Consider the following 21,462-nt stretch of genomic DNA (forward strand, 5'->3'; position numbering starts at 1 on the left):
TTTTAAGAAAAATTATTCAGTAAACTCGAATTGAAATGCTTCTTGATACTTAACAAAATCTTCTTTGCTTTTGATTTCTTTGTAGTCGTCATTTTTAAAAAGTTTTAAAAACAACTCTAATTGTTTGGGTGTTTTATAACCAGGAATAGGAGCAATAAACTCTGCTTTTTCATCTAAAAAAACAATTGTTGGATAGGCTCTTACACCAAAGTAGGTAGATAATTCGTGTCCAGAATTTCTACTTTTTGCTTTTTTAGGGTCGTAATTTGGATTTTTAAAAACCTTATCTTTAAAAGAAACCTCGTCATTTCCCTCTGCATTAAACTTTACAGCATAATAGTTTTTATTTACGTATGCTGCCACGCTTTTATTTTGAAAAGTATTTTTATCTAATATCCTACAAGGACCACACCAAACCGCATACATATCCATCATAATTTTTTAGGATTTGTTTTTTGCAGTTCTACCGCTTTTTCTAAGGTAATCCAATTTATTTCTTGCGCTTTTGTTTGAAAAGCAAAAGTAATAATTGCTATAAGTGTTATTAATTTTTTCATGTTATTTTGGTTCGCAAATCGTATGCCAAACTTACAAAAAATAAAACAATATATAACTGTGCTTTTTTTATAACGTTAGTTAAAATGCGTTAAGAAAAGACTGTTTTTCTTAATAATTGTAATTTACATTAAACTGTAAATATTATCTAATACCATGCATTAATTTTTTTATGATAGGGTTTATTAGCAAGAAAATTAAACCAACAGACGCTGGTATTATAGTAAAAATTAAAAAGAAATAAGACATGGAATGTTCTTCGACTATTGGATCTATATAACTTCCTGTTTTTGCAGCCAAATAATTTCCTAAAGCATTTACCAAATACCATATTCCAAACATCATTCCTATTTTTTTTGCGGGAACTAATTTAGAAACATAAGAAAGACCAACTGGAGAGACACATAGCTCTCCCATTGTGTGAAATAAATATGCCAAAACTAACCATATTAAACTAACAGAAGCAGTTTTTGCACCTTGAGGAATAGAACTAGCACCATAAGCTAATGCGCCAAAACCTATTCCTAACAAAATCATACCTATACCAAACTTTACAGCAGCAGAAGGGTTGAACTTACTTTCCCACCACTTAGAAAATAAAGGAGCTAGAAAAATTATAAATAACGAATTCAAAATTAAAAACCAAGAAGCTTCAATTTCTGCATTTTGTTGTGGAATTATTACACTTAATTTCCAGATAACAATTGCCCAAATACTTAAAAAACTTATTCCTAGAACAGTATTAGAGAGTGTGATTTTTTTTAGAGTTTGTGAAAATAGTTTAAATAAAACCCAAGAAATTATAAGTAATGGCACTGTTGACACTAAAATGTCTACAATTTTAAATACCAGTGCAGCGTTGCCAGTTAATGCCCTTTGTGTATAATCTCTGGCAAAGATATTCATAGATCCACTAGCTTGCTCAAAAGCCCACCAGAAGAATACTGTAAAGAATGCTAGAATTCCTACAACAATGTATCTATGAGTTTGAATATTATCAGGTACTTTATCTGCTGTAATTTCGATTTTAGCAACAGCATCTGATAAATTTACTTTTTTGCTTGGTAAAATTCCTATATTCTCGAAAATTTCTCTACCAAACCAAAACTGTAGCGTTCCTAAAAACATAAAAACACCAGCTAAACCAAATCCCCAAGAATAACTTAAATTATTGGCTAAGAACCCACATAACAAGACTCCTAGAAATCCGCCAGCATTTACTCCCATATAAAAAATAGTAAAAGCGCCATCTTTACGTTCAGGGTATTTGTCGTACAAACCGCTAACGATAGAGGTTACATTTGGTTTAAATAATCCATTACCAATAATTAAAAGACCAATACCAATGTATAAAGTAATTTCTGTTTCCATAGACATTGCTGCATGCCCTAAAGTCATAACAAAAGCACCTAGTGCAACTGCTTTTTGGTAGCCTAAAAGTTTATCTGCAATAATACCACCAATTAAAGGGGTTAAATATACAGAGCTAGTATAAATTCCTAACAGCCCCAAAGCTCTTTCTCTGGTCCATTCCCAGCCACCATCAGAGAAAGAAGCAGTTAAAAATAACACGAAAATAGCACGCATTCCATAATAAGAAAAACGTTCCCACATTTCTGTAAAAAATAGGACAAATAGTGCAGGTTTATGCCCTAATAAACTAAACTCTTTATGTTCAATTTTTGTATTCATTTTTTAAAATTTTATGTAAGAAAAAACTCATAAAATTAAATTTATGAGTTTTTAAAATATTTTAATTAATGAACTTTACCCATTAATTTTTTCATTAAAGGAGAGAATACAATTACAATTAATCCTGCTCCTAAAGCATATTTTGCGATTAGTAAAAATCCGTCTGTGTAAATATCTAATGTGTCTAAACCACCAACATTTGCATCTGTACTTTCGACAGCTAGTTGCTTAGATATAAAGCCTACAATTTGAAATGCGTATGCAGACGATAAAAACCAAATCCCCATCATAAAAGCAACAATATTTTTCGGAGATAAATCTGTAATTTTAGACAAGCCAACAGGAGACATAAATAATTCTCCAATAGAAATGATTAAATACATCGCAATTAAATATGCAAAAGGCACCATGCCTTCTGCATTTGCGCTTCCTTTACTTATAGATAGTATATAAAAACTTAAACCTGCTAAAATTAAACCAAAACCGAATTTATAAGGTGTTCTTGGGTTCATATTCTTTTTAGTTAAATATGCCCAAAGCATAGAAATTGGAATTGCTAAAATAATAATAAACATAGAGTTTAATGAATTAGTTTGGCTCGCATTCATAAACGTTAAATCTACATTTCTCGATGCAAATAAAGTAATTACACTTCCAGATAATTCATGGAAACCCCAGAAAAGAGTCATAAAAAAAGTAATTAAAATTGCCATAATTAATTTTTTACGTTCTTCTAAAGTAACTTTAATTAAAATATTAACTAGATACACACCTATAGCAATACCTATCGCTAAAAATATAATACCCACTAAGTTTTTTTCTCCAATTAAAAAGGTGTCTTCTGAAGTTATAGATTTATATGAAGATAAGACAAAAGCAATTACAGGTACACATAATACTGCTATTATAGGAATAAGAGTTTTTTGTGGAATACCTATTATTGCTTTTTCATAAACTTCTTTGCTAGGTGGCATACCTTTGTCTCCAAAAACATGCTTTTTAATTCCACTCCAAAAGAAAATCAAACCAGCCATCATTCCTATTCCTGCCAAACCAAAACCATAATGCCAACCATATTCTGCAGCTAACCAACCACATAAAAGTGGTGCTATCCACCCACCAATATTAATTCCCATATAAAAAATGGTAAAACCAGAGTCTTTTCTAATATCACCTTCTTTATATAAAGCACCAACAAAAGTTGATATATTTGGTTTGAAGAAACCATTACCAACAATAATAAATGCCAAGGCTAAAAAGAAAGCAATGTCGTTTTCGATTGCTAGTACAAAATGACCAATTGCCATTAAAATTCCTCCTAAAAAGATGGAACTACGCATTCCTAATATTTTATCAGAAATTTGCCCGCCAATTACTGTAGAGGCATAAACCAAAGAACCATAAGAAGCATACACAGCTGCTGTTGCTGCATCTCGTTCTACAATTGCTTTAAATATTTCTTGCACCATATAAAGCGTTAACAACGCTCTCATTCCATAGAAACTAAAACGTTCCCATAATTCTGCAAAAAACAAGTAAAATAACCCTTTTGGGTGCCCAAACATTTGTGGTTCTTCTATGGTTGTACTAACTCCTTTGTCTAACATAATTATTATTTATTTCGGTTTGTTATTTTGTTTTATTCAGCAAATTTTCTTCTAAAAAGTTTGTCATTTTTGTATATAAATTCAAACGCATGTTTTTTCCTTTATAAATACCATGTGTTCTATCTGGTACAATAAATTGGTCGAATTGTTTATTGGCTTCAATTAAAGCATTTGTCATTCTATAAGAGTTTTGCACATGCACATTATCATCCCCAGTTCCATGCACTAACAAATAGTTACCTTGTAATTTATCGGCATAATTAATTGGAGAATTCTCATCGTAACCAGCCGGATTTTCTTGTGGAGTTCTTAAAAAACGCTCTGTATAAACAGTGTCGTAAAAACGCCAAGAAGTAACAGGAGCAACAGCAATTGCAGTAGTAAAAATATCGTTTCCTTTTAATAACGAATTGGTACTCATATGACCGCCAAAAGACCAACCCCAAATTCCAATATTATTTTTATCGATATAAGAACGTTCTGCTAATTTTTTTGCGGCGGCAATTTGGTCTTCGGTTTCGTATTTTACCAAATTTAAATAAGTAGATTTTTTAAAATCACTTCCTTTAAAACCAGTTCCACGTCCATCTACACAAGCCACAATCATTCCTTTTTGGGCTAGCATATTGTGCCAATAATCGTTGCTAGCATTCCAACGATTTGCCACTTGTTGCGAACCAGGACCAGAATATTGATACATTAATAATGGATATTTTTTATTTTCATCAAAATCTACAGGTTTTATCATCCACATGTTTAACTCATTTCCGTTGATTGTAATAGTAGAAAATTCTTTCGGACTCATTTTATAATCCGATAATTTCTTTTGGAGTTTATAATTCTCTTTTATAACCTTTAGCATTTCTCCTTCAGCAGTATATAAAGAATAAATTGGAGGTGTTTTTGCTGATGAGTACGTGTTTATAAAATAGTGTAAGTTGGTGCTAAAAGCAGCGCGATTTGTGCCTTCTTTTTTGCTTAAAAGTTTTTTGTTATTTCCATCTAAATCAATAGAATATATGCCTCTGTTTGTAGAGCCATTTTCTACAGATTGATAATAAATCGTTTTTTTATCTTTGTTAAAACCATAGTAATTGGTTACTTCCCATTTTCCTTTTGTGATTTGGTTGATTAACTTTCCAGAGAAATCGTAATGATAAATATGATTGAAACCACTTTTTTCGCTTGTCCAAATAAAACTATTGTCGGCTAAAAAAGTTAAATTATCATCTATATTAACGTACGCTTTATCCGTTTCATTTAAAAGCAAAGTGGCATTTCCTTTTAAGGCATTTACCTTATATAGCTTTAAATCGTTTTGATGGCGATTTAAAGTCGTAGCAACTAAAATATTTGCATCATTAGACCATTTAATTCTTGGAATATACTCATAATCTCCCAAACCAATTTTCTTTGTTTTTTTAGAAGAAAGTGTAAACATGTGTAGGGTTACCTCTGAATTTTTCTCTCCTGCTTTTGGATATTTAAAAACTTGCTGCGTTGGGTAATTTCCTGTGCCTACAATATCCATAGAAAAAGTAGGTACATTGGTTTCATCAAAACGTAAAAAAGCCAAATTTCTACTATCTTTACTCCACTCAAAAGCTCTTACAAAACCAAACTCTTCTTCGTAAACCCAATCTGTAATTCCATTAATTATACAATTCTTTTTGCCATCTTTGGTCACTTGAATTACAGCATTATTTGCGAAATCTTTAATAAAAATATTATTGTTTTTAGCGTAGGCAACTTTTTTGTTATCAGGAGAAAAAATAGGCTCTTGAATGCCTTTACCAATTAAACTTAATTTTTTTGAAGCAATATCATAGGCATAAAAAGTACCTTTAAAAGAGCGTCTAAATTTCTTTTCGAAATCGGTTCCTAAAATCAGCTTGGTTTCATCGTTATTAAAACTGTAAGAAGAAAAATCCTCTAAGTCTTGTAAATTTTTACTATTTACAATCGTTTCTACCTTCTCTAAAGTTTGGTAGCTATATTTATCTACAGTTGTTTCTTTGGTCTCTTTATCGTAATTTAAAAGCGAATAAAAATCGCCATTCATAGAATTTAAAGCATTCATTCTATCTGTAGAAAAAGTGCCATCCCAAATTTCTTCTAAGGATATTTCTTTTGTGCCTACAGCATCGTTTAAAGTGGTTGTTTCTTTCTTTTTACAGCTAGATAAAAGTAAAATAGTAACTAAAATGAATAGTTTTTTCATTACAGACATTAATATTTAATAAAAGTTTGCCAAGTTTACGGAAAAATCGGCAAAATATAGGTTAAAAAATGAGAAAAGTTGAATATTGTACGATGTTTTAGAGGATTCATTTATATTTGTTCAATATAGATTAGAGAAAGATAAATGAGCAAAAAAATATCAGGTTTTTCCAAGTTTACAAAAGCGGAAAAAATTAATTGGCTAGCAGAGAATTATTTACAGGAGAATTCCAATGCGAAATCTATTTTAGCGCAATATTGGAACGAAGAACAGCATTTACAACAACTGCACGACGATTTTATAGAAAATACCATCACAAATTTTTATTTACCATTTGGTGTGGCGCCCAATTTTGTAATTAACAATAAAACCTATGTTTTGCCAATGGTAATCGAAGAAAGTTCTGTAGTGGCTGCAGCTTCGTTAGTAGGAAAATTTTGGAGTACAAGAGGCGGTTTTAAAACGGAGGTAATTTCGACAACCAAAATAGGTCAAATCCATTTTATGTATGCTGGTAAAAAAGCCGATTTAGAAACTTATTTTAATAAAAATAAAACAGAATTATTCGCAGCAACAGCTTCCATTACTAAAAATATGGAAAAACGTGGTGGAGGCATTTTAGATATAGAATTAAAAGATAAAACCGATAAAATTCCTAACTATTATCAGCTTCATGTAACGTTTGAAACCAAAGATTCTATGGGGGCAAACTTTATAAATTCGTGTTTAGAGGCGATGGCAAATGCGTTTAAAAACGAAGAAATTGAAGTGGTTATGAGCATCCTTTCTAACTACGTTCCAGAGTGTTTGGTAAGAGCAGAAGTAAGTTGTAAAATAGAAGATTTGGGTGGAGAAAACCCTCAAAAATTTGCAGAGAAATTTTACCAAGCAGTGCAAATTGCAGAAGTAGAGCCCTATAGAGCAGTTACACACAATAAGGGAATTATGAATGGGGTAGATGCCGTAGTTTTAGCCACTGCAAACGATTTTAGAGCGGTTGAAGCTGGCGTTCATGCATATGCTGCAAGATCTGGAGAATACACAAGTTTGTCTCATTGTTCCATAGAAAACGGAATTTTTAAATTTTGGATAGAACTTCCTTTGGCTTTAGGAACCGTAGGCGGATTAACAGCCTTGCACCCGATGGCAAAACTATCGTTAGAAATGTTACAAAAACCGTCTGCAAGAGAATTAATGCAAATTATGGCTGCTGCTGGTTTGGCTCAGAATTTTGCAGCATTAAGAGCATTAACAACAAAAGGAATACAACATGGGCATATGAAAATGCACTTGCAAAATATCTTAAACCAATTAGGTGCAAATGATGCCGAAAAAGCAGCTATCGAAAAATATTTCGATACCAAAACGATATCTCATAGTGCAGTTGAAACAAAGTTTGCAGCATTAAGAGCCTCAAAAGTACATTGGGTAAATTTTTTAAATTTCGATGAATTAAAACACACACTTTCAGCTTTAAAAGCAGATGCAAAACCTCTTTTTGGAAAAATGAACGGACAACAAATGGTAGAGCATTTGGCTTTTTTAATGAAAGTTTCTAACGGAAAAGTACATGCAGACTTCTTTGTAGAGGATGAAAAATCGGCAAGAAGAAAAGCTTTTTTAGATACAGAAGGCGAATTGCAAGTTGGTTTTAAAGCGCCTATGTTGTCTGAAGAGCCAATTCCAGTAAAGTTTGCAAGTTTTGAAGAGTCGATAAATGATTTAATTTTACAAATTGAAGATTTTACGGAGCATTTTAAAACTGCTAAAATTGAAAATCATCCATTTTTTGGGGAGCTAGATTATGAATATTGGCAGAAATTTCATGTAAAGCATTTTACACATCATTTTAAACAATTTGGGTTGGTATAAGAATGTCTCCTCGAGCGCAGTCGAGAGGTTAATAATATTACGTATTTAAATTAGGTCTCGACTGCGCTCGACCAGACAATTATTTTGAAAAACTATTACTCGAACGGAAAACTTTTACTAACAGGCGAATACCTTGTTTTAGATGGTGCTAAATCGTTGGCTTTACCCACCAAATTTGGGCAAAATTTAATTGTAGAAAGCATCAAAGAACCAGAAATCATTTGGGGAAGTTTTACAAACAAAGGCAAATGTTGGTTTGAAGCAATTTTCGATTTAAAAAAGTTACGATTAACATCTGCAACTTTTAATTCTAATAAAGAAGGTAGTGCAGATACAATTGCAGAAACGTTGTTAGATATTTTAAAGGAAGCCAAAAAAATGAACCCTAATTTCTTAGAAACAGAAAACGGTTTTCTTGTAAAAACGGAACTTACTTTTCCAAGAGATTGGGGTTTAGGAAGCTCATCAACCTTAATAAATTCGATTGCAAATTGGGCAAAAGTAGATGCATTTCAACTATTGTGGAATTCTTTTAAAGGAAGTGGTTACGATATTGCTTGTGCACAAAATAATACGCCCATTTTTTATCAAATTAAAAGAGATTTCTCAACGCAGCCTGTATTGAGCGAAGTCGAAATGCTCGAAATGACACCGAAAGTAGAACAAGTTGAATTTAATCCCAGCTTTAAAGAAAATTTGTTTTTTGTGTATTTGAATCAGAAACAAGATTCTAAAGAAGGGATTGCAAAATTTAGAGAAAGGGGTAATAATTTTAATAAAGAAATAGAAAGAATTTCTACAATTTCTGATGAATTTTTAACTGCAAAAACGATTTCAGAATTTAACAATTTAATTGTTGAACACGAACAAATTATCAGTTCAATCATCAAATTACAACCTGTAAAAGAAAAATTATTTCCAGATTATTTTGGAGAAATTAAAAGTTTGGGAGCTTGGGGTGGCGATTTTGTATTAGCTACAGGAAACTCAACAACACCAGCTTATTTTAAAAATAAAGGGTTTGAAACATTTTTTTCGTATTCAGAAATGATTTTATAAAAGATTTTTTAGGTCTCGACTGCGTTCGACCTGACAATTAACTTACTAAATGTTTCCTCGAGCGCAGTCGAGAGGTTTTATGCAGAAAATGAATAAAATAATAATTATTGGAGGTGGAGCCGCAGGATATTTTACAGCGATAAACGCGAAAGAAAATAACCCTAATTTAGACATTACAATTCTAGAAAAAGGAAAAAATGTTTTACAGAAAGTTAAAATTTCTGGAGGTGGAAGGTGTAATGTTACTCATGCTTGTTTTGAACCCAAAGAATTGGTAAAATTTTACCCACGAGGAGAAAAAGAACTGTTAGGTCCTTTTCATCAATTTATGACGGGAGATACTTTTGAATGGTTTGATAGTAGAGGAGTTCCATTAAAAATAGAAGGCGATAATCGTGTTTTTCCAGAAGCAAATACAAGTAAAGCAATTATAGATTGTTTTCAAAAAGCTGTTGATAAGTTAGGTATTAAAGTGTTCACAAACCATGGTGTAAATTCTATTTATCCACAAGATAATCAATGGGTTATTAACACAAAAGAACAAGTGTTTAAAGCCGATAAAGTGGTTGTTGCTGCAGGAAGTTCTAAAAAAATGTGGCAATTATGCGAAAACTTAGAGCATTCTATTATTGAGCCTGTTCCGTCTTTGTTTACCTTTAATATCAACGATAAAAGAATTGTAGATTTATTAGGTATTTCTGTTCCAAATGCAACTGTAAATATCGTAGGCACAAAATTAGAAGCTTCAGGACCTTTGTTAATTACACATTGGGGCATGAGTGGACCAGCCGTTTTAAAACTCTCTGCTTTTGGCGCAAGAATTTTGGCGGATAAAAAGTACCAATATAATATTGAAGTAAATTGGCTTTCAAGACCTACTGATAAAATTTTAAATATTTTATTGAATTTGAAAAAGAAAGAACCTCGAAAAACAGTAATATTAAAATCGCCTTTTGCGGAAATTTCTAAAAGATTGTGGGAACGTTTTGTAAAGTTTTCAGATATTGATGCAAACCAGAATTGGGCAGATTTAAATTCTCGTCAATTAGAAAATTTGGCAAATCAATTAACAAAGGGAGTGTACAATGCGAATGGTAGAACTACGTTTAAAGATGAATTTGTAACTGCTGGCGGAATCGATTTAAAAGAAATTAATTTTAAGCGTTTTGAAAGTAAAAAACACAAAAACCTATTTTTCGTAGGCGAAGTTTTAAATATTGATGCTGTTACTGGTGGTTTCAACTTCCAAAATGCATGGACAGGTGGTTTTATCTGTGCAAAAGCTTTGGCTGAAAATTAAAAAATAATATTGTCTTTTCGAATGAAATGAAACGGAATTGAGAAATCTAAAAATTATTTTTTTTTATATTAGATTTCTCTATAAAGTCGAAATGACATGCAATAATAAAGTTGAAAATAAAAAACTAAAACCCATTTTTATGGCACTAACAGAATCCAATAATTTTCCAATAGGAACAAAAGCACCCGATTTTACTTTACGAAATACAGTAAACAATAAAATGGTTTCTTTAACCGAGGCAAAAGGCGAAAAAGGAACCGTAATTATGTTTATTTGCAATCATTGTCCGTTTGTAATTCACTTAAATAATGAGTTGGTAAGAATGGCGAATGAATATCAAAAAAAAGGTATTGGTTTTATCGCAATAAGCTCTAATGAGATAGAAAATTACCCACAAGATGCGCCAAAATACATGAAGCAAGTTGCCCAAAAGTTAAACTATCCTTTTCCGTATTTGTTTGATGAAACTCAAGAAGTAGCAAAAAATTACGATGCTGCTTGTACACCCGATTTTTATGTGTTTGATGAAAACCTACAATCTGTTTATCATGGACAATTAGACAATTCCAGGCCCAATAATGGAGTGCCATTAACAGGAAAAGATATAAGAAATGCTTTAGATAATTTATTGCAAAATAAACCTGTTTTAGAAAACCAAAAACCAAGCGTTGGTTGCGGTATTAAGTGGAAATGATGTATATGGAAAGTTGCAGGTTTGCGTGTGAGAATTTTTCGAAGGAAAGTAAAATATAAGACTTTTTCTTGTTTGAAGTTACTTACGATTTCATTATAAAAAAGAAACCGTAAGAAGGTTATTTTTTGTTTTCCTATTTTATAATCGAGCCTTAAAAAAGGAAAAACACCTTTTTAAGGCTCGACGAATTAGGTATTTTGTCTCTAACACTACAAGTACCTTTATTGTAGAAAACCACCATTATTTTGTATGGTGTTGGCAAATGTTTTTATTAAAAACTGTATCCTAAAGTAAATCCTAAATGGGGAAGGAACCCAATATCGCCCAAGAATTCGATATCAGAATTATCGCTATCGATGTTTAAAGTTCCTCCTCCGAATATAATTCCTATTGTTAGCTGAGAATCTAAAACCCATTGATATCCAGTAGCAAGACCAAAGGAAGAAATGTTCGTTTTTACATCATTATCGTTTTTAGTATTTATACTGTTATAATATGGTCCTATGTGCCATCCTTCCATTAAATCTTTATTTGAAGAAAAATAATACCTTCCTTCGAAATAATAACCCAAACCATCTGATTTCGAATCGACATTATTTACAGTAGTTTTGATATTAGAATAACCTAATTGTCCAATTACAGAAAAATGGTCAGAAAGAGAACGTTCGTATTGGACACCTAAATTTCCGAGAATAGCACCAGCCTTTACAATATTCTCTTGAGCTTTTAAGTTACTGAAAGCTAGTAATACTGCACATAATAAAATTGTTTTTTTAATCATTTTTTGGGTTTTTAAATTAATAATATTGTTTTTTTTGATATTTGTTAACGTTTTTGCCTATGGTTTTGTTGTGTGTTTCAATAATTAAATTTGCAAATACAAACCGAATAGAAAATTTAAAAGGATTTTTGTGAGCAGGCTCGAAAAAGTATTTAATTTTTTCGTTGTTATAAATAGTTTTACTTAAATATATAATTACCGAATATATCCGTTTCAATTCCGTTAATAATGTAAACTGCAAAATGATTATAAGTTATATTTAATTCGTTCTCTTTAACAGAATTTAATACATATTCAGTACTTCTGTTGGGTTCATTCGGGTGCTCTAAATTTAAAATTTCTTGATTTTTTTTCCAATTAAAAACACTTTTTGTTCCATCAGGGTATTCCATATAACCTGTCATATCATCGTTGAATTTAATGAACCAATTTTTTGCTAAATTATTAACATGTTGTTCAACTTCTTTGTCTGTAAAGTTGAAATTAGTTGATGGCGAACTTGTAAAATCAAAATAATTAAAACTCCATTTTTTTTGGGTCAATAGTTCTATTTCAGTTTTTGTTTTTTCGATTTGATTATCATCGGTACACATAGTAATTGTTATGCAGAAAAAGCATAATAGTAAAAGTCTAATTTTTTTCATCATAGGTTTTGTTTAAATTTTGCTGAGTAGATTTTTAGAAGCAGTCGAGAACTGGCATCGTTGCGCAATTTTTTTTATTCGTTTTCTGGTATTGATAAAGCCCAAATTCTCTTTAACGGAATTTCTGCTTTAATTTCTTCATCTAATTTGTCGTAATTTCTTAAAAATTCATCTATTATTTCTTTTTGACTCCAAAGTCGAACCTTAAAAAATTGATTTGGTCTTTCTTTTTCAACTGAACTTTTAAATCCGCTCCAAGAGACTAATAATCCTTGGTCGGCTCCAAAATTATGAATTGCTCCAATTAATTGGTCTAAGGTTGGTCGATCAATTGGAGAATCACTTGATTTAACTTGAACGCATAATCTTGGTTGTCCGAAACCCATTGGTTGAGGAGCTGCCAAAATATCAATTCCTTTATCTGCTCCTTCTGGTGAATGATATGTTGTATAACCTTTTGCTTGTAAAATAGATTGGATTAAGAACTCCATTCTGTGACCTTTAAACTTACGAATGATAAGTTTTGCTATTTGGTCGTTGGCAAATTCTTCAAGGTCAATTTGCGAAGAATCTATTGCTGTATCATCCTCCATCATTTCATTTTGATGAGTTAATATGTCAGAATGTTTAGAACTCCAATTATTTTTAGACATAAATTTAATACGCTCTTCAGCATTATTTCGCTTTATTTGGCAGACAGTCATAAATGCTCCAAATGAATAGAGTAAATCTTGGTCGAATTTTGAACGAGGAATGTCTTTAGCAAACCAATTAACTTTCCTTGAGTGAAAAAAGGGGTTGTTGGCATTTGGGTGATATTCATATTCTCCAAAAATTTTTCCGATGTGAATAGCAGATTTAAGTTTGCTTGGCAGTATTATCCAATCTCCTTTTTTTATTCTGTGAGCAATCGGATATATCTGACCAAGTCAATTTCTGACAGTATTTCGTTTAGCGTCAGAGTAGAGATTCAGTAAATAGTCGAGTAATTCTTGTCTATCAGATAGTTTTGATAAATCTATATTGAGCTCATCCCACGTCAAGTAAATTTTTTCATCATTCAAAAACTTATTTTCATATTCTCCTGATTTTCCTGCTCTGAAAAGCCAAATTGCCATATTTTATGTTTTTTATTGGTCGTTTTAACGACTTATACATTAACAAATTTAGTTGAAAATAATTAAATACAAACTAAATTATTCTGCTAAAACTCTCTTTTATACTTTGTAACTTTGTAATTCTGAAACTACAAAAAATGAACATAGAAAACGCACAAAAACAGGTAGATGATTGGATTAAAAATCACGGAGTTCGTTATTTTAACGAATTAACCAACATGGCACAATTAACGGAAGAAGTTGGTGAAGTGGCAAGAATTATTGCAAGACGTTATGGAGAACAAAGTGAAAAAGAATCGGATAAAAATAAAGATTTAGGCGAAGAATTGGCAGATGTTTTATTCGTTGTTTTATGTTTGGCAAATCAAACAGGAATCGATTTGCAAGATGCTTTTGAGAAGAAGTTAAACATTAAAACAAAACGTGATCACAATCGCCATCACAACAACCAAAAATTAAAATAAAATGACTTTTTTAGAAAAAATAAAACAGCCCCTTTTTTGGACGAATTTTGCCAAAGTTGCCATTCCTTTTTTTATTTTAGTAACCTTAATTTCACTATTTATGAATAGCTGGCGAGATATTTTTGCGGGTAATTTTACAAAAGTAAACGAAGTGAATTTTGCCAATGGAAAGTGGAAAACTTTTTGGGGGTTAAAATTGGTAATTAGTACTTTTTATGGTATTTGGGTAACGAATAAGAAAATGAAATAGGTTTTTGTTATTCCTGCGTAGGCAGGAATCTAAAAATAGTCTTTCAAAACATTCAAAAACCTTTTTCTTAAAAAAGTAACTTTCTAATTGAAGTTTTACAGTTTTGTTTATTTATCAATTATGGATTCCTGCCTACGCAGGAATGACATAAAAAAAGTCAGTTCTAAATTTTTAGAACTGACTTTTTTTATAAACTGAAAATATAATTTTTAATCCAACTGAATCAAATCGATATCGCTTTCTTTTACTTTTTGGTTTAACTCTTTTACTCCGTTTACAAACAAAGCATTTAATTTTGCCAATTCAGCATCAATTTTTTGGGTAATTTCTTTTTTAAAATCAATGGCTTGTTGCGTGGGTGCGTAATTTCCAATTCTGGTTAACGAGTTTAAATGCGCCAATTTATTATTTAAACGAATAGGGTAATTTAAAGGGTCTTGGTTACTCTTAGATTTTGTTTGATACAAGGTTTCTTCAATCTTAGTCATGTCTTTTACCAAATTATCAGCATATTCCAACAATGCTTTGTGTTTTTCTTTATCTTTGATCGCTTTTTTTAACAACCCAACCTGACTTCTAACTTTCTTTACATTTTTTAATGCTTTATGAATCTCTGTCATTTTTGTGTTGATATCGTTAATAAAATCAAACTGAGCTTTCATATCGCTTTCTGTAGCTTCCGAAGTTGGATTCCTTAAAATATTAAAATTCTGAGTCATTTTTTTATCATTTACAGCCAATTCAACTTTGTAATTTCCAGGCAATGCCATTGGTCCGCTTAAAGAAGCCCACCAAAGAATCATTCCTTTTACAGTTTCAGCTCCAGGATACATCATGTTCCAATAGAAAATATTATTTCCGTCTTTTACTTTTAAAGTTTCTTCCTTCTTTTCTTTATCTGGTTTTGTAGCATATTTTTTAATGAGATTATCATTGGCATCATAAAAAGATAAAGAAACCACATCATTTTCTCCATTTTCTTTGATGAAATAATTTACAGCAACACCTCCAGGATGATTTGTTCCAGCAGTTCTCGAAGTTCTTCCACGACCACCACCCATATTATAAGCGTCTTTTGGTTTGTATAAAACAATTTTTTCTTTTAAAGTTGAAGAATTTAATTGATGTATTGGCGTTAAATCATCAATAATCCAAAGCGAACGACCTTGTGTTGCCGCAATTAAATTATCGTTTTTAATGGCCAAATCTGTAATCGGTACAATTGGTAAATTTTGTTGAAAAGATTCCCAATCTTTTCCATCGTTAAAAGAAATATACATGCCTCTTTCTGTTCCAGCATACAACAAACCTTTACGTTTTGGGTCTGCTCTTAAAGCTCTTGTAAAATCTTCGTTTCCAATACCGTTTACAATTAATTTCCAGGATTTTCCGTAATTTTCTGTCTTGTAGATGTAAGGTTTGTAATCTCCAGATTTGTATTTTGTACCTACAATATAAGCACCACCTTTTGTAAACGGATCTACTTCAATGCAATTTATCATCATCCATTCTGGCATTTTCTTTGGAGTTACATTGTCCCAAGAATCGCCATTGTTTTTAGAAATGTGCACCAAACCATCATCTGAACCCGTCCAAATTAAACCAGGTTCGTAAGGCGATTCTGTAGCTGCGAAAATAGTTCCATAATATTCTACACCCGTATTGTCTTGTGTAATTGGGCCACCAGAAGATTTTAAAGTTTCTGGGGCGTTTCTTGTTAAATCTGGACTAATTAATTTCCAAGATTGTCCTTCATTTTCTGTAACGTGTAAATGATTGGAAGCTGCATACAAACGTTTTTTATTATTTGGCGAAAAGAAAATCGGGAAGTTCCATTGAAAACGATACTTAAAATCTTCGGCTCCATGCCCCATAGGATCGTCTGGCCATACATTTATGGCTCTAGTTTCTCCTGTTTTATGATTTTTTCTGGTTAGCAAACCACCATAACTTCCTCCATAAACAATATCATCATTTAAAGGATCTACAGCAATGTGTGCACTTTCTCCACCTGCAGTAGATTCCCAATCCGATTCTGTAATAAAACCACCAGCAGTTCTATGAGGAATTCGAATTGTTGAATTGTCTTGTTGTGCAGCTAAAATTCTATATGGAAAATGATTGTCTGTAGTTACTCTGTAGAATTGCGAAGTTGGCTGATTCATATACGTACTCCAATTTTCGCCAGCATCAAAAGAAATTTGTGCTCCTCCATCATCTCCAATAATCATTCTTTGGTTGTCTTCTGGAGCAATCCATAAATCGTGATGATCTCCATGAGGTGCATTATAAGTGGTATATGTTCTTCCTCCATCTGTAGATTTATGATAATTCACATTCAATACATATAAAATATCTTCCTCTTGGGTATCTGCATACAAACGTGTATAATACCAAGCTCTTTGACGTAATTTTCTTTCAGAATTGATAAGTTTCCATGTTTTTCCAGCATCTGTAGATTTGTACACACCCCCTTTTTCATTTTCAATTAAAGCCCAAACAATATCGGAATTTACGGGTGAAACAGTTACACCAGAAATTCCCCAAATGCCTTTTGGCAAACCTTTATTTGCAGAAATGTTTGTCCATGTTTCTCCTTCATCGGTACTTTTAAACATAGCAGAACCTTTTCCGCCAGAAGATAAACTATAAGGAGTTCTGCGAACATCCCAAGTAGTTGCATATAAAATTCTTGGGTTATTGGGGTCGATTATTAAATCTACAACTCCAGAGTTTTCATCAGAAAACAGCACTTTTTTCCAGTTTTCTCCACCATCAATAGATTTGTAAACCCCTCTTTCTTGTGTTGGTTTGTATAAATCTCCTAAAACTCCTGCAAAAACAACATCGGGGTTTTTAGGATGAATTCTCATTCTTGGAATGTGTCTTGAGTTTTTTAAACCCATATGTTTCCATGTTTTTCCTGCATTTTCCGATTTCCAAATTCCATCTCCAGAAGAAACATTTCCACGAACGGTCTTCTCTCCCATTCCAACATAAATTACATTATTATCCGATTCAGAAACGGCTACAGCCCCTACAGAACCTCCAAAAAATCCGTCGGAAATGTTTTGCCAAGTGTTACCAGCATCTGTAGTTTTCCAAACGCCACCACCAGTAGCGCCCATATAAAAAAGATTTAATTTGCCAGAAACACCAGTAACAGCAGCACTTCTTCCTCCTCGAAAAGGACCAATATTTCGCCATTTTATTTCACTAAAATATTCGTTAGAAACTTTGTTAGCATTTTTTTGTGCGTTAACTTTGGCGTTCGCAAAAGAAATCATACAAATGGCTAGAAAAATATATTTTTTCATGTTTGGTAAGTTGTAATTTAGGAGTTTAAAAGTAAGAATTAAAATCAGTTTTTAGAATGGATATATTGTTAAATGTTTTAAAGGATAGAAAAATAACAGAAGAAATAACAATTTCTGGTTCTAAAAGCGAATCGAACAGATTGCTAATTTTACAAAACTTATTTCCTGAAATTTCAATTGAAAACTTATCAGATTCAGACGATTCTGTTCATATGCAACATGCACTTTCTACAGATAAAGAAACTGTAGATATTGGGCATGCAGGAACCGCAATGCGGTTTTTAACTTCTTATTTTGCAGTAAAAGAAGGCAGAGAAACTGTGCTTACAGGTTCTAAAAGAATGCAAAACAGACCGATTGAAATTTTGGTAAATGCCTTAAAAGATTTAGGCGCAACTATTTCTTACGAAGACAAAGTTGGGTACCCTCCCATTCGCATCAAAGGAAAAAAAATAACAGCAAATAAAGTACAAATAAATGGAAATGTAAGTAGCCAATATATTTCTTCTTTATTATTAATTGCTTCAAAATTAGAAAATGGACTCACAATTGAGTTGGTAGGAGAAATTACCTCAATTCCATATATAAATATGACGTTGAGTTTGCTACATCAATTAGGTATTGAAGCCCATTTCGAAGGAACTATTATAAACGTATTTCCGAAAAAAGAAGTCGATCATCAAACAGTTGTCGTAGAAAGCGATTGGTCTTCTGCAAGTTATTTTTATTCGATTATGGCATCTTCAGAAATTGGTTCGTCTATAAAATTATCTGCCTATAAAAAAGAAAGTTTACAAGGCGATTCTTGTTTGGCGGAAATCTATCAACATTTTGGGGTTTTAACAACTTTTGGAGAGAATTTTATCATCCTTAAAAAAGAAAAAGAAACCCGTAAAAATATTTTAGAAATCGATTTAAGAGATGCACCAGACATTGCACAAACCATCGCAGTAACTTGTTTTTCTGAAAGAATTGCTTGTAATTTAACAGGTTTACATACTTTAAAAATTAAAGAAACCGACAGATTAGAAGCTTTAAAAGAAGAATTAACCAATTTAGGAGCTTCAATTTTAGTAACAAACAAAAGTTTGCATTTACAAAAATCATCAGAAATTAAAGAAAATATTTCTATAAAAACCTACAACGACCATAGAATGGCTATGGCATTTGCGCCTTTGGCTTTAAGAGTTCCTATTAAGATATTAAATGCAGAAGTGGTTACAAAATCGTATCAAAAATTTTGGGACGATATGCAACAAATTGGTATTAAAATAGATAAACTATAAATTAAACGTCGAAACACTTGACAACCCCTATTTCCATATCGTATATTTGCCATCCTTATAGCAAAATATACATATGAAATTATCGCATTTTGAATTTGACTTACCAAAAGAGTTGTTAGCAGTCTATCCAGCAGAACACAGAGACGAATCTCGCTTAATGGTTTTGGATAGAAAAACGCAAACTATAGAACACAAACAATTTAAAGACGTTATAGATTACTTTGACGAAGGTGATGTTATGATGTTAAACAATACCAAAGTTTTTCCTGCAAGAATGTATGGAAATAAAGAGAAAACGGGTGCCAGAATCGAAGTTTTTCTTTTAAGAGAATTAAATGCCGAAAACAGATTGTGGGATGTTTTAGTAGATCCAGCAAGAAAAATTAGAATTGGAAACAAATTATTTTTTGGAGAAGACGATAGCTTAGTTGCAGAAGTTATAGACAATACCACCTCAAGAGGTAGAACATTACGTTTTTTATTCGACGGTTCTTACGAAGAATTTAGAGCTAAATTGTTAGAATTAGGAGAAACCCCTTTACCAAAAGAAATTAATAGAGAGGTAGAAGAACTCGACGAAGAACGCTACCAAACTATTTTTGCAAAACACGAAGGCGCTGTTGCAGCCCCAACAGCAGGTTTGCATTTTTCTAAACATTTAATGAAACGTTTAGAAATTAAAGGAGTCGATTTTGCAGAAATGACACTTCACGTTGGTTTAGGAACTTTTAGCCCAGTTGAAGTAGAAGACTTATCGAAGCACAAAATGGATTCTGAGCAAATTGTAATTCCGGCTGCAACTGCAGATAAAATTAACAAAGCAAAGAAAGAAAAAAGAAGAATTTGTGCTGTAGGTACCACAGTTATGAGAACCGTAGAATCTTCGGTTTCTTCGAAACAAGAATTAAATGCATTTGAAGGTTGGACCAATAAATTTATTTTTCCACCTCACGATTTTAGTATTGCCAATGCAATGATTACCAATTTTCACACACCAAAATCTACCTTAATGATGCAATCTGCTGCATTTGCAGGATACGATTTTTTAATGAAAGCTTACAAAGAAGCCATAAAAGAAGGTTATAAATTTTCAACTTACGGAGACGCAATGTTAATTATCTAACCAATGTTCTTCAAAATTTAATTTTGAAAGTAACCGTTAAAACTGTCATTTTCAGTAAAAACGAAAATCTTACAATCAAGAAGCTGTCTCGAAAGTATTAACATTTGTCATTTCGACTGTAATAGAGAAATCTTATTTACTGTATTTCAGTATTTTATATTTTTTCAACTTCGCTTAAAATAACAGTTACATTTGCCTTCGTGACGGCCTTTTTTTTGCTTTATGTGGCGATCTTATTATTAAAATGCACCCATTATTTCCCCATTTAAAAAGGATGCCATTTCAATCGCTAACGCACCTATTTGCCAGCTTTATACATAACTTCAAATTATATGCGTATTTTTGCAGCTGTATTATTTTAACTTTTCAAAATCATAGAAAACTTGACCAAAAAGAAAGACATAAGAGCCTTAACAAAAGAGCAATTAAGAGATTTTTTTGTAAAAAATGGCGATAAAGCATTTCGTGGAAATCAAGTTTATGAATGGCTTTGGAGCAAGTCTTTACATACTTTCGAAGCAATGACAAACATCTCTAAAGAAACCAGAGAAATGTTGCAAGAAAACTTTGTAATCAACCATATTAAGGTAGATTCTATGCAAAAAAGTAAAGACGGTACCATAAAAAATGGCATAAAATTACACGATGGTTTGGTTGTAGAATCTGTTTTAATTCCAACACCTAAAAGAACCACAGCTTGTGTTTCTAGCCAAGTTGGTTGTAGTTTAGATTGTAAATTCTGTGCAACTGCACGTTTAAAAAGAATGCGAAATTTAAATCCAGATGAAATTTACGATCAAGTCGTTGTAATCGACAAACAAAGCAGATTGTATTACCATAAAAAGCTAACCAATATTGTTTTTATGGGAATGGGAGAACCTTTAATGAACTATAAAAACGTGCTAAAATCGATAGAAATGATTACTTCGCCAGAAGGTTTAGGAATGTCTTCTAAAAGAATAACGGTTTCTACTTCTGGAGTGCCAAAAATGATTAAAAAAATGGCAGACGAAGAAGTAAAATTCAACTTAGCAGTTTCGCTACATTCAGCAATAGACGAAGTTCGAACCTCAATTATGCCTTTTAACACCACTTTTCCTTTAGCAGATTTAAGAGAATCTTTAGAATATTGGTACGAAAAAACAAAACGAGCAGTTACCTACGAATATATTGTTTGGGGTGGCATTAACGACCGAAAAGAAGACATAAAAGCTTTGGTTGAATTTTGTAAATATGTGCCTTGCAAAATCAATTTAATAGAATACAACCCAATTGACGATGGCGAGTTTCAACAAGCAAGTGCATCTGCCATAAATAATTACATTTCTAATTTAGAAATGAACGATATTACCGTAAATGTAAGACGTTCAAGAGGAAAAGATATCGATGCTGCTTGCGGGCAATTAGCGAATAAAGGATAAAATATAGACACAGAGTTCACGGATTTTTTGTGCAATTTTATCTATTCAAATCTGTAAA

Annotated in this window: 17 protein-coding genes and 3 pseudogenes; 10 read left to right on the forward strand and 10 right to left on the reverse strand. The window is 32.0% G+C overall.

Annotated features, from left to right (window positions below; all coding sequences use genetic code 11):
* Window positions 1–12: 12 nt before the first annotated feature.
* From JL193_RS06110 to JL193_RS06125, 5 genes are all read right to left on the reverse strand, one after another.
* Window positions 13–435, reverse strand: coding sequence for a thioredoxin family protein (locus JL193_RS06110; protein ID WP_367890032.1), 423 nt, complete (start codon window positions 433–435; stop codon window positions 13–15).
* A complete protein-coding gene (locus JL193_RS17475) occupies window positions 432–557 on the reverse strand; it encodes a hypothetical protein (RefSeq protein WP_367890033.1) in 126 nt (41 codons plus the stop codon). Before JL193_RS17475 ends, JL193_RS06110 begins: the two co-directional genes overlap by 4 nt.
* 142 nt (window positions 558–699) lie before the next feature.
* Window positions 700–2,247, reverse strand: a complete 1,548-nt coding sequence (locus JL193_RS06115) for a peptide MFS transporter (RefSeq protein ID WP_207972943.1) — start codon at window positions 2,245–2,247, stop codon at window positions 700–702.
* 65 nt (window positions 2,248–2,312) lie between these two features.
* Entirely contained in the window at window positions 2,313–3,854 is a 1,542-nt protein-coding gene (locus JL193_RS06120; protein ID WP_207972944.1) for a peptide MFS transporter, read from the reverse strand.
* A 22-nt stretch (window positions 3,855–3,876) separates the two neighbouring features.
* The gene (locus JL193_RS06125; RefSeq protein ID WP_207972945.1) at window positions 3,877–6,075 is read right to left on the reverse strand and encodes a S9 family peptidase; all 2,199 of its coding nucleotides are present in this window, start codon (window positions 6,073–6,075) and stop codon (window positions 3,877–3,879) included.
* 144 nt (window positions 6,076–6,219) lie between these two features.
* On the opposite strand from JL193_RS06125, the pseudogene JL193_RS06130 reads away from it, so the two are divergent.
* From JL193_RS06130 to JL193_RS06145, 5 genes and pseudogenes are all read left to right on the forward strand, one after another.
* Window positions 6,220–7,485, forward strand: a pseudogene (locus tag JL193_RS06130) (hydroxymethylglutaryl-CoA reductase, degradative); the annotation flags it as partial.
* A gap of 36 nt (window positions 7,486–7,521) precedes the next feature.
* Window positions 7,522–7,947, forward strand: a pseudogene (locus tag JL193_RS17595) (DUF1569 domain-containing protein); the annotation flags it as partial.
* A gap of 84 nt (window positions 7,948–8,031) precedes the next feature.
* Complete coding sequence (locus JL193_RS06135; RefSeq protein WP_207972947.1) at window positions 8,032–9,006, forward strand: GYDIA family GHMP kinase; 975 nt, start codon at window positions 8,032–8,034, stop codon at window positions 9,004–9,006.
* 88 nt (window positions 9,007–9,094) lie between these two features.
* Window positions 9,095–10,306, forward strand: coding sequence for a BaiN/RdsA family NAD(P)/FAD-dependent oxidoreductase (locus JL193_RS06140; protein WP_207972948.1), 1,212 nt, complete (start codon window positions 9,095–9,097; stop codon window positions 10,304–10,306).
* Window positions 10,307–10,445: 139 nt separating this feature from the next.
* Window positions 10,446–11,000: a thioredoxin family protein gene (locus JL193_RS06145; RefSeq protein ID WP_207972949.1), complete on the forward strand. Its 555-nt coding sequence runs from the start codon at window positions 10,446–10,448 to the stop codon at window positions 10,998–11,000.
* A gap of 271 nt (window positions 11,001–11,271) precedes the next feature.
* Here JL193_RS06145 and JL193_RS06150 read toward each other — a convergent pair whose 3' ends face one another.
* The 4 genes and pseudogenes from JL193_RS06150 to JL193_RS17600 form a co-directional block, all read right to left on the reverse strand.
* On the reverse strand, window positions 11,272–11,781 hold the full coding sequence (locus JL193_RS06150; RefSeq protein ID WP_207972950.1) for a DUF3575 domain-containing protein: 510 nt from the start codon (window positions 11,779–11,781) through the stop codon (window positions 11,272–11,274).
* 179 nt (window positions 11,782–11,960) lie between these two features.
* Window positions 11,961–12,428, reverse strand: coding sequence for a hypothetical protein (locus tag JL193_RS06155; RefSeq protein WP_207972951.1), 468 nt, complete (start codon window positions 12,426–12,428; stop codon window positions 11,961–11,963).
* Window positions 12,429–12,499: 71 nt separating this feature from the next.
* Window positions 12,500–13,078, reverse strand: coding sequence for a restriction endonuclease (locus JL193_RS06160; protein WP_207972952.1), 579 nt, complete (start codon window positions 13,076–13,078; stop codon window positions 12,500–12,502).
* A gap of 102 nt (window positions 13,079–13,180) precedes the next feature.
* A pseudogene (locus tag JL193_RS17600) lies at window positions 13,181–13,345 on the reverse strand (DUF8426 domain-containing protein); the annotation flags it as partial.
* 335 nt (window positions 13,346–13,680) lie between these two features.
* On the opposite strand from JL193_RS17600, the gene JL193_RS06165 reads away from it, so the two are divergent.
* A complete protein-coding gene (locus JL193_RS06165; RefSeq protein WP_207972953.1) occupies window positions 13,681–14,007 on the forward strand; it encodes a nucleotide pyrophosphohydrolase in 327 nt (108 codons plus the stop codon).
* 1 nt (window position 14,008) lies between these two features.
* Window positions 14,009–14,257: a hypothetical protein gene (locus JL193_RS06170; RefSeq protein ID WP_207972954.1), complete on the forward strand. Its 249-nt coding sequence runs from the start codon at window positions 14,009–14,011 to the stop codon at window positions 14,255–14,257.
* A gap of 209 nt (window positions 14,258–14,466) precedes the next feature.
* Here JL193_RS06170 and JL193_RS06175 read toward each other — a convergent pair whose 3' ends face one another.
* Complete coding sequence (locus tag JL193_RS06175) at window positions 14,467–17,574, reverse strand: VPS10 domain-containing protein (protein WP_207972955.1); 3,108 nt, start codon at window positions 17,572–17,574, stop codon at window positions 14,467–14,469.
* Between the two features lie 56 nt (window positions 17,575–17,630).
* Between JL193_RS06175 and JL193_RS06180 the strand changes: the two genes are divergently transcribed.
* The 3 genes from JL193_RS06180 to rlmN all read left to right on the forward strand — a co-directional run bounded on the left by JL193_RS06180 (window position 17,631) and on the right by rlmN (window position 21,404).
* Window positions 17,631–18,860 carry a 3-phosphoshikimate 1-carboxyvinyltransferase gene (locus tag JL193_RS06180; protein WP_207972956.1) on the forward strand — a complete coding sequence of 410 codons (1,230 nt, stop codon included), beginning with the start codon at window positions 17,631–17,633 and terminating at the stop codon, window positions 18,858–18,860.
* A 73-nt stretch (window positions 18,861–18,933) separates the two neighbouring features.
* Window positions 18,934–19,983: a tRNA preQ1(34) S-adenosylmethionine ribosyltransferase-isomerase QueA gene (gene queA, locus JL193_RS06185; protein WP_207972957.1), complete on the forward strand. Its 1,050-nt coding sequence runs from the start codon at window positions 18,934–18,936 to the stop codon at window positions 19,981–19,983.
* Between the two features lie 383 nt (window positions 19,984–20,366).
* The gene (gene rlmN, locus JL193_RS06190; protein ID WP_207972958.1) at window positions 20,367–21,404 is read left to right on the forward strand and encodes a dual-specificity RNA methyltransferase RlmN; all 1,038 of its coding nucleotides are present in this window, start codon (window positions 20,367–20,369) and stop codon (window positions 21,402–21,404) included.
* Window positions 21,405–21,462: the final 58 nt, after the last annotated feature.

The organism is Polaribacter batillariae (assembly GCF_017498485.1).
Classification (GTDB): domain Bacteria; phylum Bacteroidota; class Bacteroidia; order Flavobacteriales; family Flavobacteriaceae; genus Polaribacter; species Polaribacter batillariae.